Source organism: Roseateles sp., assembly GCF_965262435.1.
Taxonomy (GTDB): domain Bacteria; phylum Pseudomonadota; class Gammaproteobacteria; order Burkholderiales; family Burkholderiaceae_C; genus Paucibacter_A.
On record NZ_OZ253537.1, the window covers coordinates 1,669,757 to 1,683,414 of the forward strand.

Consider the following 13,658-nt stretch of genomic DNA (forward strand, 5'->3'; position numbering starts at 1 on the left):
AAGACCTGACCCTCAGGCTTCAGGGTGCTGCCTGGGTCTCAGCGGCTGCAAAGTTTGGACTGCGCCGGCGGATTCATTGAGGCGTACATCGTTTCAAAGCGAGCCTGCTGGCCCTGCACCCACTCGATCTGGGCCGGCTGCTTCATGAACGCCGTCACTTGTGGCAAGACACCCAGGTGCTTGGAGCGCTTGGACATCTGCATGAACAGCGGGCCGTCTACCACCTTGCCTGGCAGCAGGCGCAGTTGTGCTTCGCAGCCTGTGGCGCGAATCTGTTGCTGGCCCGCATGCCTTGCGGTGACCACGGCGTCGAGCCTTCCGAGCAAGAGCTTCTGCAGATTGTGTGCTTCGCTGATCGCAAGATCGAACTGAGTGTGCTGAGCCAAGTAGGCGTCGAACTCTTCCCCGAAACTGACCCCGCGCCCCATGCCGATGCGCAAGCCGTTCAGGTCGGCCCAGGATTTGTAGACCAGGGCGCTGTCGCGGCGCACGATCAGCACCGCTTCGTTGTGGCCGACCGGAGGTTCCACCATCACCGCGTGCTCCAGCCGCTTGTCGTTCGCAAAACCGCACAGATTGACGTCAACCTCACCGGTTTCGACCATCCGCAGGCAGCGCGCCCAAGGCGTGGGGGGCTCCACCTGAAGCGTCAGCCCTACCGCGGCGAAGGCCCGCCGCGCTGCGGCCACACAAACGCCGGTCAGCTGGCCGTCCTGATCCCAGCTCATCGGTGGCGCGGCCGGGTGCCCACAGGCGCGCAGCACCGGCTCCTTCGCGCTGCTGTGCTGCGCCCAAGCGACCAGGCACATCAGCAGCAGAACTGAGCGGAGCGGCATCATCGGGACATGATACCCAGCGAGCCAAGCGCGGGGTCACAAGCTCGTCGGATTCAAAGATGGGCTGACGCCGTTCGCCGCGTGCAGTGACTTGACACCCGGCGCAGGGGAATTCGATGCGCAAGGGGCGGGTCATGCTGGGTGCTGAGCTGACGCTCCAGGGAGCTTCATATTCAAGACATGACCTTCATGTTCCTCCATCTGCATCAGGCGTCTCTGGCGGGTGGTGAAATGTTCTACAACGTGTACTTAAAGCTGACTCTGATCGCACCATGAAATACAACCCACCTCAAGCTAGGCATCGCAGCCGCCGACTTCGCAAGAAGCTCCGAATTGGTGAATTTCGTGAGTTGGGGTTTTCGGTCAAGGTGGAGTTCAAGCGGGAGCTGAGCCGGGAAGAAAGCTTGTCTCTGACTTTTGATTTCCTGGCGCAGGTGATCGACCCACGTGGTCTTGCATACGGCGGCTTTTGGGACGATTCGTACCTGTCCACCATGCGGCCGGGCTCTGTCACCGAGGTGGACCGTGAGGCCATTACCACCTGGTTGCTGTCCAGGAGCGAGGTCAGTGCGGTCGTCACGGGGGAGTACACGGACAGTTGGCACTGTGGTCCACAGTATGTGTACCGACCGCCGACTGAGCACCGAGAACCTTCGGTGTGATTCAGGCGCTGAACACCAGGCGAGTTGAGACAAGGTGCGTGCGGAACTGTGGAGCCAGCCTTCGACAAACCTAGGTGTTTGCGCCCTGGCCTTTACCTACCTGTCGTCTGGTCGTCATACCCCACCCGCTGAGCCATGGCAACGAGGCCTTGGTGCCAATCGAAGTGACCTACACCTTCCCGCCGAACCACCGTGTCGATGGTGCAGCGCTAATTGAACACCGTGCGCCCCATGCACAAGCAGTTCATCGAGCCGACCAAGCGCAACGCCGATGTCATCCTGCCCCACGGCGCCAACGGCCCGGCGGTGGACATCATCACCACCAAGGTGAGGAGCTTGTTGCAGGAGATGGGCGGGGGTGAGCGGGGGCCCTTGGGGACTTCAGATTTAAGGCCTGACCCTCGTGCCTCGGGAGCTCAGCTAAGGGCCTTGGGGTCTTCAAATTGAAAGCCTGACCCTCATGCCCCACGCTCGCGGCTGCGGCGCGCGGTGATGAAGTAGAGCAAAGGCCCGAAGGAGCCCACCACCAGCGAGAAGATCGCCCAGGGCCAGAACGGCCGCCCCTGGGCTTGCGCGTCGCGGCGCATGAAGACCAAGAGCAACACCATGACGATGATCAGATCGGCCATCACCTGCCAACCCTCGGGGATGCGCAGCAGCACTTGCACCAACTCCAGGACCCCGCCGGCATGCTGCACGGCGTAGACGCTCAAGGCGCTGAAGAGCAGCAGCACAACGATCAACACGGGCTTGTTCATGGCTTGTTTCCTTCCTTACTCGCTGTCAAAAATCGAATGAAGAAGGGCAGTGTCCGAGTCCCGCACCAGCGCCGCAATTACCTCGCAGATCATTGAGAAGAGGCGGCCGGGCTGTGGTGGAATCCGCTCATGCTCGCCGCCAGCCCCTCACTTCGCGAAACCCTGCAAAGCGCACGCAAGGCGCGCCGCATCAGTCAGCTGGACCTGGCCTTGCGCCTGGGGGTGAGCCAGCGCCATGTGAGCTTTGTCGAGAGCGGGCGGGCCCAGGCCAGCCGTGAGCTGCTGCTGGCCTGGTTGCAGGAGCTGCAAGCGCCGCTGGCCCTGCGCAACACCGCCTTGCAACAAGCCGGCTTTGCCGCCGCCTACAGCGGCCATGAGTTGGGCGCGGCGGTACTGGCGCCGGTGTGCGAGGCCCTGACGCTGATGCTGGCGGCCCATGACCCGCTGCCCGCCATGGTGATGGACGCCGGCTGGAACATCTTGCAAATGAACCAAGGCGCCCGCTGGATGGCTCTGACGCTGATGCCCTGGCTGGCCGACCAGCCACCGGGCCAGAGCCTCAATATGCTGGACCTGCTGCTGCACCCCGAAGGCATGAGCCGCCACATCAGCAACCTCGACGAAGTGGCCCCCGCCATGCTGGCCCATCTGCGCGACGACGCCTCGGTCGTGCCCGAGTTGCAAGCCCGTGTGGAGCAGTTGGCGGCGCAGTTTCAAGCGCGCCTGGGCGGCCAACAACTGGCGCCCTGGACGCGCCAACTGGCCCCGGTCTTGACCACCCGCTTCGCCACCGTCCACGGCGAGCTGGCCTTCTTCAGCATGTTCTCCACCTTCGGCACGCCGCAAGACATCACGCTGGCCTCGCTGCGGGTGGAGCATGTCTTCCCGGCCGACGCCAAAACCCGTGCGGTGTTGGAGGCCGCGGCTTGATGAGTAGTTTTAGGGCCTGGCCCTCATGCGCTCCTCAGCGCCAACGGCCCGGCGGTGGACATCATCACCACTATGGTGAGGAGCCTTTTGCAGGAGATGGGGCGGGAGTGAGTTAAGGCCTCGAAGCGCTGGGTTGGGCCTCGACTCTCAAATCCTCATGGCAACTGAGCTGCTGACTGAAGCTCAAATCTATGGGCTGACTCTCTTGGTCCGCTTTAGTCAGGTAAGCCGTACCTCAGCTTCGTGCCATCACGCTCATAAACACCGTTAGCCTCGAGAATTTTCAGCAAACGCTCAGTCTCAAGCTCTCCCAACTTGGGTTGAAAGATCGCAGACGTGGAGCCGATCAATGTCTTCCATGAAGCTGGGCGTTGAGAGCCTCGCCTCACGAGGAACTCCAGAATTCTCGACAGCTTCTCGTCTTCACCAGTTTCGGCTGGTGCTTTTACTATCGGTACGTCCGAAACACTCTTCCACCGTGCTGCGCGCACACCTTTTTCAGTCAGATGGCAGAGCAAGGGGTCTAGGCCCGTGTCATTGCTGATGACATGGAAGAAGTCGTCAGGAAACTCCTGACTCAACTTGCCCAAGTAGTACGAGATGTGGAAATCAAGTGCATCGCGCCCTGTTGCACTGATGCGAATGATCTTGGCAGCGCCGCCTTTTCGCTGAACGAGTTCAACAAGATCAAACTTGACCTTGGCTTGCTGCGCACCAACAAACACCCAGACTTGGAAAACCTCCCTTGCCAAGGCATCGGCGACCTCTGGCTGAACGTTCTCATAGTCAATCAGGACGTGGTTTGTCTTCAATTGCAATTCGTGACCGATCGCTGGCTGCGAATCTGACGGCCAGTCTGTGCGGTCTCTCCCTGTCGGCAGTCTAAATCGGAGTACCAGCTCGGCTCCGAGATGACTTCGCATCTAGGGCCTGATCCGCAGGCGCATAGCGCGGGGACAGGCCATACACAGCGCGGGATCACAGAGCGCTGGGTCACAAGAAGCGAATACGCGCAGCCATGATCCTGATGGGTGACTGGTGCGCTGCGGCGCAACCATGCATTGAGAACCAAGTGCGCGGTGAGTTCGACGAGCGGGGAACTCAGTCTTGAGTAAGGAGGTGAACAAGTGCGCTCTTGCGGGGCAGGGGTGTGTGTTTGCTACTTGACAGGGGCGGCTAATGGGTGACCCTCATGCCACTCTCCTAAGGCCATGCCCTTACGCCAGCGACCCTTAAGCGCGCTAGAAAGGAGCGTCAAGCGGGAGCGTAGAGCGGGCTGGTAAGCAGTCGCTGTAGAGCAATGCCCACGGAACGTTCGTCGAAAATCTCGCTCTTACGCTTGCCAGCGCCAGCGTCACCATCCGCCGGCCAATTCGCCAATCCAGCAAGTAAGGCCGGCACCTCGGGCGCAATGCCTTTGCGGCTCAGCAACCAGTCCACCGAGGCAAGCAATTCCATGCCGAACGGCGATTCAAATCCGTCGATCACCCGACTTGCCAGCTCAAGTGCGGGGGCCACGTCCTTGGCCTCGCTCTTTAGATAGCCTTGCACCAACTCCTTGCGCCCGTCGTCGAATCCGATCACATCCAGCGGACCAGCGTCGGCGATGCGCTTGTCAGAGCGTAAGTAGCTGCCGTCCAAGCTATTGAGAAGATGGTTGAGGTTCGGGGCAAACGGGCCGTATCGGTGAGGCACGAAGTTGAGCTTCAGATCATTGCGCAGGCCCAGGTGGTTCAGGCTGCGTTCCAGGAACCAGGCAAGTTTCTGCACTTCCAGTAGGCTGCACTCCATGCCCAACACCCAGTAGCGACGCACCGCTTCTGCCACCAGCGCGCGAGCGGGAGTCAGTTTTTGCACGCCCGCACGTTTGGCTACATTCTGGTACTGGTTTGTGGGCTCGTAGACGATGACCTCGACATCTTCGAGATCAGACAAAGTGGATTCGATTCGCGCCCTGACTGTCGGCCAATCCAGCCCACCATTGCCAGCACCGAGCGGAGGAACGGCCACGGAGCGAATCTTTCGCGCACGCAAGACTCGCTTTAAATCCTCCAACCCGGACTCCACCCACTCTAGCCGCGAGTTGCCTTTCCAGTGGTCCTTGGTCGGAAAATTGATGATCCAGCGCGGTCCATCGAGCTCGCCCGTTTCGGTTACGAACATCTGTCCGACCTTCACCTGCTTACCTTTGCACGCGGCGGCGTAAAGGTTGAAGTTACGGTCGAACCGCTCTCTGAACATCAAGGCGATCCCCTTTCCCATCACGCCCACGGTGTTGACCGTGTTAACCAGCGCTTCGGCGTGGGATTCGAGTAGGTTGCCTTGGGTGTAAGTGATCATCAGAAGTACCAGTTGGGGCGTGTGTGCACGGGCAGTGCTACGCTCCGGGCATGCATTGTGCACTCGATATCGGCTCGGACAACATCCGTGTAGCACACGACACCTAGCAGGGCGGCCAGCGGTAAATGTCTGTGCACCAAGGCCTCCGCTTGGTACCGCTCCAGCTTGCCAGGATCCTCGGGGTCGCGCTTGAAATCGCGACGTTGAAGAAGCGGCCAGTCGACCTTGTCTAGTCGGGCAAGATCATCGTAGAAGTTTGCTAGGCCGCTATAGGCGTGGCGGTCAGTGAATAAAAATGGCAACTTGAGCTCGCTAACGCGGCGCAGGCTGGACACCAAGATGACAATGTCGGCGTTAGGCACGTGCTTGATCCCGTTCCAGCCGGTATGGATGTTGCGCAACATCACTGAGAACGGCGTGAAGTAGAAGGGAACGTAGTCCCCAAGAGTCCCTCCTGGGGAGGTTGGAATCGGATGCCCTGCGCGCTTGTCAATCAGCTCGGCATTTCCAATGCTCACCCATTTAGGAGAGCGAATTGAACTGTTGCCGCAATGCACACCGTTCTGAAGTACCCACGGTAAATTGTCCTTATGGAGGATGCGCCAAATTAACGCCTTCTCAGGATTGAGGCTTGCGTAGTTCACTTGGAAAACATCGCTGGCGCGACGTTAACGTGCGGCACACGGTCTTGCCCATCAAGCATCGCAAGCACCTGTGCCTGCGCTTCGTCATCTTTGACGTAGATCGAATGAAACAGGTCCGGGGGAACAGGCCCAGGTGCCAAACATTCGGCCATGCAGACGCACTTGCAGTGCTGATCCGAGTAGTCACGCCTATTCATGACATCCCAGTCGATCGTTTCCATTCCAGCGTCGTAGTCATGCAGTTCAATCTGCCCTCCGGCCAAGGGGTGTTTTGGGATGATTTTCCAGCCCTTCGCTCGAGCAACTTCTCTTTGTACGGCAATGAGCACGAACCGCCTTCGCGGATCGTCACGCTGCACACGCCCATCAAAAGGATTTTTTGCAAAGAAGTGGAACGGGACGTGGCGCTCGAGGCGCAGCCGCTTTCGGTCCTCAATGATTTCGGGATCAGCCACGTCGACAAAGTTGTTCAAGCTCGACCTCGGTAGCAAGCCGTTTTCGAGAATGGACCGAATGTTGTTCAAGCTTGTCAAGTGGTAGAGCAGTTTCTTCGCGCGAATATCGTCTTTCATTGCCTCCCCCGGCTGCTTCAGGCGCTCCCATTGAAGATCTGCGAGTCATCGCGACCTGGGTGATTGCTTTTTGGGGGCGGTCGACATCCTAACCTTGGCTGCTGGGCGTCGCAGACAAGACTTGCTGCACAGCCGTCGCTCGCGGAGTCGAGTTGGCTACAGGCTTACAGCACCCTCTCGGTGCGTGGCCGCGACTATCAGCTTTCTTTAGCAAAGCAGACCTTCGTCCTGCCGTCAAAGCTTGTCCTCTCGATAGCTCCCCAAGATGAAAAGCGTTCTTAAGGCTTGGGCTTAGCAGCATTCGCTACGTAAACGGCCTGAGGGCCTGAGGGCCTGAGGGTCAAGGGGCCAAAGAGGGGCCTAAGGGCCAGCCTTAAGTCTGAAGTACTCCTAGCCGAATATCGCCTTGCCTCTAAGCTGCCGATGCGCCCTCAATGATCAAAATGCAACCTCAACACCGCCTGCCCCGCCCCCAGGCTGGCGCTGCTGAGCTTGTCGGCCAGGTGGCGGATCAGGACGCCGGAGACGCGAGCCATGGCGGCGTCGAGCTGGCGTTCAATGTCCTCATCGCTGTCCATCAACGCATCCAGATCCAACGGCGCTTCCGCCGTTGCAGCTTCGCCCGCTGAGCCATCGCCCAACCCCGCAGCCGATCCCCCCAGCCGCAGCGGCTCGCCCTCGTGCAGCAGCTCCAGGTCGAAGTTGAATTCATCAAAGCTGCCGCGTATCACCAGCAGGCGGCCGCCACCGGCGGCTTGAATGGCTTCGCTGGCTTCCAGTGCGGCCAGGGCGGCGCGGCGGACGATGTCCATGCGGGCGCCCCAGGCGGCGCCTTGGCGCTCGACAAAAGCGGTGAGCTGGTGGTTGATGGGTCCGAGGCCCGGGTCCAGCTCGCAGCTCGCGCGCATGCGGGTGCCGAGGCGAAACAGCAGGTTCAGACCCATCACGCAGACACCGGTGACCACAAAGCCATCGCCGGCCAGCATGGCCACACCTTCGGGCAGGCCTTGGCTCAGGCCCGGCATCAGCATGGTGGCCAGGCCGGCGCAGAGCGACAAGCCGACCATGAAGATGCCGCGGCTGTCGAGCGCGCGGGTGGCGATCATCTCGATGCCGGAGACGATCAGGTAGGCGGCGGCGTAGAGCGAGATGGCGCCCAGCACGGCTTGCGGGATGAGTGTGAGCGCCATGGTCAGCAGCGGGCTCAGGGCCACCAGCAGCAGCAGGGCCGCGCAGGCCAGGCCGATGTAGCGGCTGCTGGATCCGGTGGCGTGCACCAGGGCGATATTGGCCGAGCTGGGCGCGGTGGGGAAGCTGCCGAACAGGCCGCTCAAAAAATCACTGGCCCCGTTGGCGCGGATGCCGCGGCCCACCATCTGCATGTCGGCGCGGCGCCAGTCTGCGTTGTCGGTCTTGTCCATCACGATCAGGCAGCCGATGTTGTCCAGCTGGTTGAGCGTGGCGATCAGCACGATGGCAAAGATGATCTCGGGGCCCAGGTTGAAGCTGGGCGCGATCGGCTGCGGCAGGGCCAGCCAGGGCGCGCTGTGCAGCCACTCCAGGCCCAGCAGGCGGTCGCTGAGCGCGGCGATCAGCAGGCCCATCAGCAAGCCGGCCAACACACCCAGCAGCTTGAAGCGCCGCCCGCCCCAGACCGAGAGCACCACGATGCTGGCCAGGGTGGCGCCCGAGATGAGGGCGCTGATGCCGTCGATCTGCAGGGTTTGCAAGCCGCCCGCCACCTGGGCGGATTCATGGATGCCCAAGGCGTTGCGCATGGCCGGCTCCACCAGCCCCAAGCCACCCATGCAGACCACCGTGCCCACCACGGTGGGCGGGAAGAGGGCGCGCAGATGGCGCATCAGCGGCCCCACGCAGAGCGTGACGCCGGCGGCGATCAGGCTCACCTGCACCAGGGAGCCCAGGCCGTAGCTGGCGATGGCCGCGCCGGCCACGGTGATCATCATCGGGTCGGGCTGAAACACCAGCAGGGTGCCGCTGCCCCAGCGCCCGCCCCAGGCTTGCAGGGCCGTGCCCATGGCCATGCCCAGCAGGGTCATGGCGACGATGGAGTGGGTTTGCGGCAGGCTTAAACCCGCGATCTTGGCGGCGGCCAGCACATGGGCGATCAGGGCCAGCACCGTGGCCGCATGTTGCAAGGCCAGCAGGCCCAGGGCGCCGCGCGGCGGGCATTCATCGGCCGCGTAGATCAGCTCGAAGGGCCGGCGCACCGGCTTGGACGGGGGCAGCCAGCGGCTCAGAGCGTGGTGGATCAAGGTGTGGGACTCTCAGGTCTTGGTGGAGGGCGCCGTGGCCATGGCCGTAACCTTGGCCGTGAGGGGGCTGTCCAGCAGCAGCACATAGCGCCGCGCCAGCCAGACACAGCGTTCGAACACGGTGGTGGCGCTGAACACGGCCTGGCGCAGGCCGGCTTCCAGATCGCTGCCTTGCAGGCGGCGGCGGATGCCGTCCATCAGCTCCGAGCGGTCGTGGGTGAGGCTGCGCAGCAGCTCCAGGTCTTCGGCGTCGGGCTGGGCGCGGGCGGCGGTTTCGGCCAGGGCCTCCAGCATCAGGTGCAGGCTTTGCACCAGCTGGTCCAGCAGCTGGGCCACGGTGGCGCGGCCGGCTTCATCGACATCACGCACATCTCCACCGCCGGCCACCTGGGCGGCCTGGTGCAGCTCCACCAGCGATTCCTGCAGCGAGGCGAGCAGGCGGTTGCGGTCGCGCAGCACCATGCTGCGTTCCAGCACATCGCGGCTGCGCTGGCGGTCGGCCAGCTCCACCAGGAACTGCTCGCAGAGCTGCAGCACCTGGCTCTCGGCGGCCTGGCGTGTGTCCGCCGAGGTCAGGGCCTCGGGTGCGTCCTGACGCAAGGCGTCGAGGTAGGCGGGCAGGCAGGCGAGCAGGCGCTGCTGCTCCTTGTCGGCCAGCAGCAGGGCGGTTTCGGCTTCGTCCAGGGCCTCGTCGTGCACGAAATGCGGCTTGCTCAGGTTCTCTTGCAGCGAGGGCGCGGCCCAGGCCTCCAGCCAGCGCAGCGAGGGTGCCTCCAGCGCGCGGCTTGCCAGGTCGCTGAGCAGCTGCACCACCATGTAGAAAGCCGCCAGCCGCGCCGGCAGGCCCATCTGGAATTGGTCCAGCAGGCGGCCGAAGGGGTCATCCAGCAGCCAGCGGTTGCCGGCGTAAAACGCCAGCGTCAGCAAGAGGCCCTGCAGGCGCAGCAGCACCTGGAACAGCACCAGCTGGCGGGCGCTGCCCTGCAGGCGGCCGGCCAGGCTCCAGGCCGAGGCGGCCGAGCCCAGGCCGGCGCCCATCACCAGCATGGCGCCGCCGTTCCAGCCGATCAGGCCGCCGGCCGCCAGGCTCATGGTGATGACGACCACGGTGGTGGATGATTGCGCCGCCCAGGCCACGGCCGCGCCGATGGCAAAGCTGGGCAGCAGCCAGACGCCCAGCTCGCTGATGTGCAGGCGCAGCCAAGGTTCGGTGCGCAGCAGGCGGCGCCGCTCTTGATGAAATCGGTGCCCAGAAACAGCAGGCCCAGTCCCAGCAGGGCACCCACGGCATGGCGCCAGCGGGTCGATTGGTCGATCTGCCGGTAGTAGGCGATGCCGGTGAGCCCGACCAGGCACAGGGCCAGGGCGTGCAGGTCGATGGCGGCCACCAGGGCCAGCAGCGAGGTGCCGAGGTTGGCCCAGCGGATGATGGGGAAGGCGCGCTTGCGGTCCATGGCGCCGGCGGTGACCAGGGCCACCAGCACATGGATGACGGCATTGACGCTTTGCATCACCGCGCCGGCCAGCAGGCCGAACAAGGCCAGCGAGCCCGGGCCGGTGACGGCGCGCGCGATCAGCTGGCGCAGGCGGCGGCCGATCACTTGGCGCAGATTGCTGCTGATCAGGCGAACGCCGATGAAGAACAGGCCCAGCCCGGCGAACAGGCTGATGAAGATGCTCATGGAGGAACCGTGCGAATCTGCAGTCAGGCGTTCAGTTGACGCAGACCCTCAGCGCGGTCCGCGACGCTGTCGATGATCTTCAGGAAGCCGCTGATCTCGAACACCTCGCGCACATGCTGGGGCAGGCCGCAGAGCAGCAGGCGGCCCTGCGCCTGCTTGGCACGCTTGGCCGCCATCAGCACCACGCGCAGGCCGGCGCTGGAGATGTAGTCCACGGTGGCGAAGTCCAGCAGGGCGCGGGCGCCGGGCGTGGCGAACAGGTCTTGCACGGCCAGCTCGAAGGCGCCGGCGGTGGCGCTGTCGATGCGGCCCTTGAGTTGAACCAGGCGGGCGCCTTGCTCATCGCTGCTGTGGTGTTCGAAGCTCATGGGGGTGTCTTTCTTCAGGTCGAATTTTGGGTGGCGCTGGAAAGCAGCGTTAGCGCTTGAGGGTCTTCAAGAGCACGATCAGGTTGCCGCTGCCGTCGTAGAAGGCGCGCACCTCGTCCATCATGGTTTTGACCATGTGCACGCCCAGGCCGCCCACTTCGCGCGCTTCGACGCTGGCGTTGAGGCTGGGGGCGGGCGCTTCGACGAAGGGGTCGAAGGGCGGGGCGTCGTCCTTGAGGATGATTTCCAGCCATTCGTCCGAGCGCGAGAGCCGCACATGGATGGGGCGGTCGGGCGCGCCGTGCAAGCCGTGCTGGATGGTGTTGGTGATCAGCTCTTCCAGGCAGAGGTTGACGGCAAAGGCCAGGTCGGGGCGCTCGGCCAGGGCTTCGTCCACGGCCTCGGCCAGGGCGGCGATCTCCTCGACGCGGCTGTCCAGGCGGTACTCCAGCAGCAGGGTCTTGTTCTTCAATTCCAGGGGGGCATGGCTCACGGTCAGAGCTCCTCGGGCTTGTGGGCTGGCGGGCGTGTCGGTGGTGGAGGGAATGAGCAGGTCGGTGGCGGCTTCGCCTTGCGGCTTGCGGCAGAGCAGCAGGGCGGTCAGGTCGTCGCTGGGCTCGGCGCCGCCGACGAAGGCGGCCACATCGCGCACCAGGCTGGCCAGCTTGGCGGCGGCTTGCGGCTCGCGGCTGCTGCGCAGCCAGGCGATCAGGCGGTCGTCGCCATAGGCCTGTTCGGCGGCATCGAAGGCCTCGGTGATGCCGTCGGTGTAGAGCAAGAGGGTGTCGCCGTAGGCCAGGCGGGCATGCTGGCGGCTGTAGCTCATGCCGGGCAGCACGCCCAAGGCGACTTCGCAGGGCGAGCTCAGCGTCAGCACCTCGCCCAGTGCGGTGCGCAGCAGGGGCGCCGGGTGGCCGGCGCTGGCGTAGGCCAGGCTGCCGTCGCGCGGGTCGTAGATGCAATAGCAAGCGGTGACGAACAGCTCCATCGGGTTGCGCCCGCTGAGCACTTCATTGGCGCGGGCCAGCACTTCCTCGGGGCCGAGGTCGGCCTGCGCCAGGTCTTGCAAGACGGTGCGCGAGACGGCCATGAAGAAGGCCGCACCCACGCCCTTGCCCGCCACATCGGCGACCAGAAAGCCCCAGCGGCCTTCGGGCAGGGCGAAGCAGTCATAAAAATCACCGCCCAGCTCGCGCGCCGGGTTCATGCAGGCCTGCATGGAGAAGTCCGCCGTGTCGGGGAAATGCTGGGGCAGGATGGCCTGCTGCATGTCGCGGGCCGACTCCAGCTCTTCCTGCACACGAAGGGCGGCCAGGTGCAGCTGGTCGTTCTTGTCGGCCAGCTCCAGGGTGCGCTGCTGCACCAGGCGCTCCAGCTCGCGCTGGCGCGATTCGTTCTGCTCGCGGATCACATCGAGCAGGCGCCCGACCTCGGAGGCCACGGTGTTGAAGTTGCCCGCCACCAGGACCAGCTCGTCCTGCGTGTCGATGCGGATGCGGGTGTCCAGGCGGCCGGCGCAGAAGTCTTGCGTGCCCTGCGAGAGCCGGCGCAGCGAGCGCAGGGTGGAGACGTAAATGCCGGCGAACAGGTAAGCGATGGCCGCCATCGCCCCCACCAGCAGGGCGCCCACCTGCCACTGGCTGCGGCGCAGCTGGGTCAGGCGCTCCTGCAGCAGGGCATCGGCTTGCACGGTGCTGGCCACCAGCAGGGCCTGGGCTTGCGCGAGGTTGGCGCTGGCGATGGGGCGCAGCTCGGACAGGGCTTGCGGTGTGTCCAGCACCTTGTCGACGGCGTCTTGCTGGCGCTCGATGCGGGCCAGCAGCTCATCGAGCTGGGCCTGCAGACCGGCGCGGTCGCCCGGGGCCAGCAGCTGCTGCATGCCGGCGCGCAGGGCCGGCGTGGCCTCGCTCAGCACCACCTGGGCGGCCACGGCGTAGCTGGCCATGCTGTCGCTGGACAGGGCCAGCGCGTCCTGCTGCTTGGCCAAGGTTTCCATCAGCAGGGGCAAGCGGTGGCTGAGCATCTCAAACGCCGCGTCCAGCGTCGGGTCGACATTGAGACGGTGGGCGCGGGCGCTCTCGCGCATCAGGGCCAGCAAGGCATTGATGGTGCCGGTGTGGGCGGCAAAGCGGCGCTGGGCGTCATCGTCCTGCGCGGCCAGGTCTTGCAGCTGCTGCCATTGCTGCTGCAGGCGCTGGGCCAGGGCGGGCAGGGTGCTGGGCAGGGCGCTGTTCGGCAAGGGCGGCGCGGCCGCCCAGTCCAACAGGACTTTCAGCTCGGCGCGGGCGGCCTGCTTGTCGGCGCGTTCGGCCTTGAGTTCACCGCGCTGGCGCACCAGGGTGTTGAGCACGGCCGCCTGTTGCGCCAGGGCGGCCAGGCCGCGGCGTTCCAGCTCGGCGCTCTGCGCGTCTTGCCCGGCCTTGCGCAGCAGGGGCCAGCTCAGCAAGGCCAGGGCCAGCAGCATGACCGCGCCGACCAGCAGGAACTTGCGCGAAAAACTCAGCCGCCCCGACAACCAGCTGGCCGGCGCCAGCAGGCGCAGCCAGGAGGCCTGCTCCAGGCCGGGGTCGGTGGCGGCGGCTTTCATGGC

General features: G+C 64.3%; 12 protein-coding genes and 1 pseudogene. 2 read left to right on the top strand and 11 right to left on the bottom strand.

Annotated features, from left to right (window positions below; translation table 11 throughout):
- Positions 1–38 precede the first annotated feature (38 nt).
- The gene (locus ACQY39_RS07205; RefSeq protein WP_428504790.1) at positions 39–839 is read right to left on the bottom strand and encodes a substrate-binding periplasmic protein; all 801 of its coding nucleotides are present in this window, start codon (positions 837–839) and stop codon (positions 39–41) included.
- A 269-nt stretch (positions 840–1,108) separates the two neighbouring features.
- Here ACQY39_RS07205 and ACQY39_RS07210 point away from each other — a divergent pair, with 269 nt between their 5' ends.
- Positions 1,109–1,498, top strand: a complete 390-nt coding sequence (locus ACQY39_RS07210) for a 50S ribosome-binding protein YggL (protein ID WP_428504792.1) — start codon at positions 1,109–1,111, stop codon at positions 1,496–1,498.
- Positions 1,499–1,956: 458 nt separating this feature from the next.
- On the opposite strand, the gene ACQY39_RS07215 is transcribed toward ACQY39_RS07210, so the two are convergent.
- Positions 1,957–2,256, bottom strand: a complete 300-nt coding sequence (locus ACQY39_RS07215) for a DUF2834 domain-containing protein (protein ID WP_428504794.1) — start codon at positions 2,254–2,256, stop codon at positions 1,957–1,959.
- A gap of 129 nt (positions 2,257–2,385) precedes the next feature.
- Here ACQY39_RS07215 and ACQY39_RS07220 point away from each other — a divergent pair, with 129 nt between their 5' ends.
- On the top strand, positions 2,386–3,186 hold the full coding sequence (locus ACQY39_RS07220) for a helix-turn-helix domain-containing protein (protein ID WP_428504796.1): 801 nt from the start codon (positions 2,386–2,388) through the stop codon (positions 3,184–3,186).
- A 215-nt stretch (positions 3,187–3,401) separates the two neighbouring features.
- Here the strand turns inward: ACQY39_RS07220 and ACQY39_RS07225 are convergent, their stop codons facing one another.
- The 9 genes and pseudogenes from ACQY39_RS07225 to ACQY39_RS07265 form a co-directional block, all read right to left on the bottom strand.
- On the bottom strand, positions 3,402–3,998 hold the full coding sequence (locus ACQY39_RS07225; RefSeq protein ID WP_428504798.1) for a PIN domain-containing protein: 597 nt from the start codon (positions 3,996–3,998) through the stop codon (positions 3,402–3,404).
- Between the two features lie 442 nt (positions 3,999–4,440).
- Entirely contained in the window at positions 4,441–5,526 is a 1,086-nt protein-coding gene (gene darG / locus ACQY39_RS07230) for a type II toxin-antitoxin system antitoxin DNA ADP-ribosyl glycohydrolase DarG (protein WP_428504800.1), read from the bottom strand.
- On the bottom strand, positions 5,526–6,170 hold the full coding sequence (gene darT / locus ACQY39_RS07235) for a type II toxin-antitoxin system toxin DNA ADP-ribosyl transferase DarT (RefSeq protein WP_428504802.1): 645 nt from the start codon (positions 6,168–6,170) through the stop codon (positions 5,526–5,528). The genes darG and darT overlap by 1 nt, the downstream gene beginning before the upstream one ends.
- The gene (locus ACQY39_RS07240; RefSeq protein ID WP_428504804.1) at positions 6,167–6,742 is read right to left on the bottom strand and encodes a DarT ssDNA thymidine ADP-ribosyltransferase family protein; all 576 of its coding nucleotides are present in this window, start codon (positions 6,740–6,742) and stop codon (positions 6,167–6,169) included. Before ACQY39_RS07240 ends, darT begins: the two co-directional genes overlap by 4 nt.
- Before the next feature lie 431 nt (positions 6,743–7,173).
- Complete coding sequence (locus tag ACQY39_RS07245) at positions 7,174–9,018, bottom strand: uracil-xanthine permease family protein (RefSeq protein WP_428504806.1); 1,845 nt, start codon at positions 9,016–9,018, stop codon at positions 7,174–7,176.
- Between the two features lie 12 nt (positions 9,019–9,030).
- Positions 9,031–10,125, bottom strand: coding sequence for a hypothetical protein (locus ACQY39_RS07250; protein ID WP_428504808.1), 1,095 nt, complete (start codon positions 10,123–10,125; stop codon positions 9,031–9,033).
- Positions 10,126–10,262: 137 nt separating this feature from the next.
- Positions 10,263–10,700, bottom strand: a pseudogene (locus tag ACQY39_RS07255) (hypothetical protein); the annotation flags it as partial.
- A gap of 23 nt (positions 10,701–10,723) precedes the next feature.
- Positions 10,724–11,068, bottom strand: a complete 345-nt coding sequence (locus ACQY39_RS07260; protein ID WP_428504810.1) for an STAS domain-containing protein — start codon at positions 11,066–11,068, stop codon at positions 10,724–10,726.
- A gap of 49 nt (positions 11,069–11,117) precedes the next feature.
- Entirely contained in the window at positions 11,118–13,655 is a 2,538-nt protein-coding gene (locus ACQY39_RS07265) for an ATP-binding SpoIIE family protein phosphatase (protein WP_428504812.1), read from the bottom strand.
- Between the last annotated feature and the right edge of the window lie 3 nt (positions 13,656–13,658).

What these genes read in the sequence shown, in the direction of transcription:
- ACQY39_RS07220 (WP_428504796.1), top strand. Translation starts at nt 2,386, where the DNA reads ATGCTCGCCGCCAGCCCCTCACTTCGCGAAACCCTGCAAAGCGCACGC.
- ACQY39_RS07215 (WP_428504794.1), bottom strand. Translation starts at nt 2,256, where the DNA reads ATGAACAAGCCCGTGTTGATCGTTGTGCTGCTGCTCTTCAGCGCCTTG.
- ACQY39_RS07210 (WP_428504792.1), top strand. Translation starts at nt 1,109, where the DNA reads ATGAAATACAACCCACCTCAAGCTAGGCATCGCAGCCGCCGACTTCGC.
- darG (WP_428504800.1), bottom strand. Translation starts at nt 5,526, where the DNA reads ATGATCACTTACACCCAAGGCAACCTACTCGAATCCCACGCCGAAGCG.
- ACQY39_RS07260 (WP_428504810.1), bottom strand. Translation starts at nt 11,068, where the DNA reads ATGAGCTTCGAACACCACAGCAGCGATGAGCAAGGCGCCCGCCTGGTT.
- ACQY39_RS07240 (WP_428504804.1), bottom strand. Translation starts at nt 6,742, where the DNA reads ATGAAAGACGATATTCGCGCGAAGAAACTGCTCTACCACTTGACAAGC.
- ACQY39_RS07205 (WP_428504790.1), bottom strand. Translation starts at nt 839, where the DNA reads ATGATGCCGCTCCGCTCAGTTCTGCTGCTGATGTGCCTGGTCGCTTGG.
- ACQY39_RS07265 (WP_428504812.1), bottom strand. Translation starts at nt 13,655, where the DNA reads ATGAAAGCCGCCGCCACCGACCCCGGCCTGGAGCAGGCCTCCTGGCTG.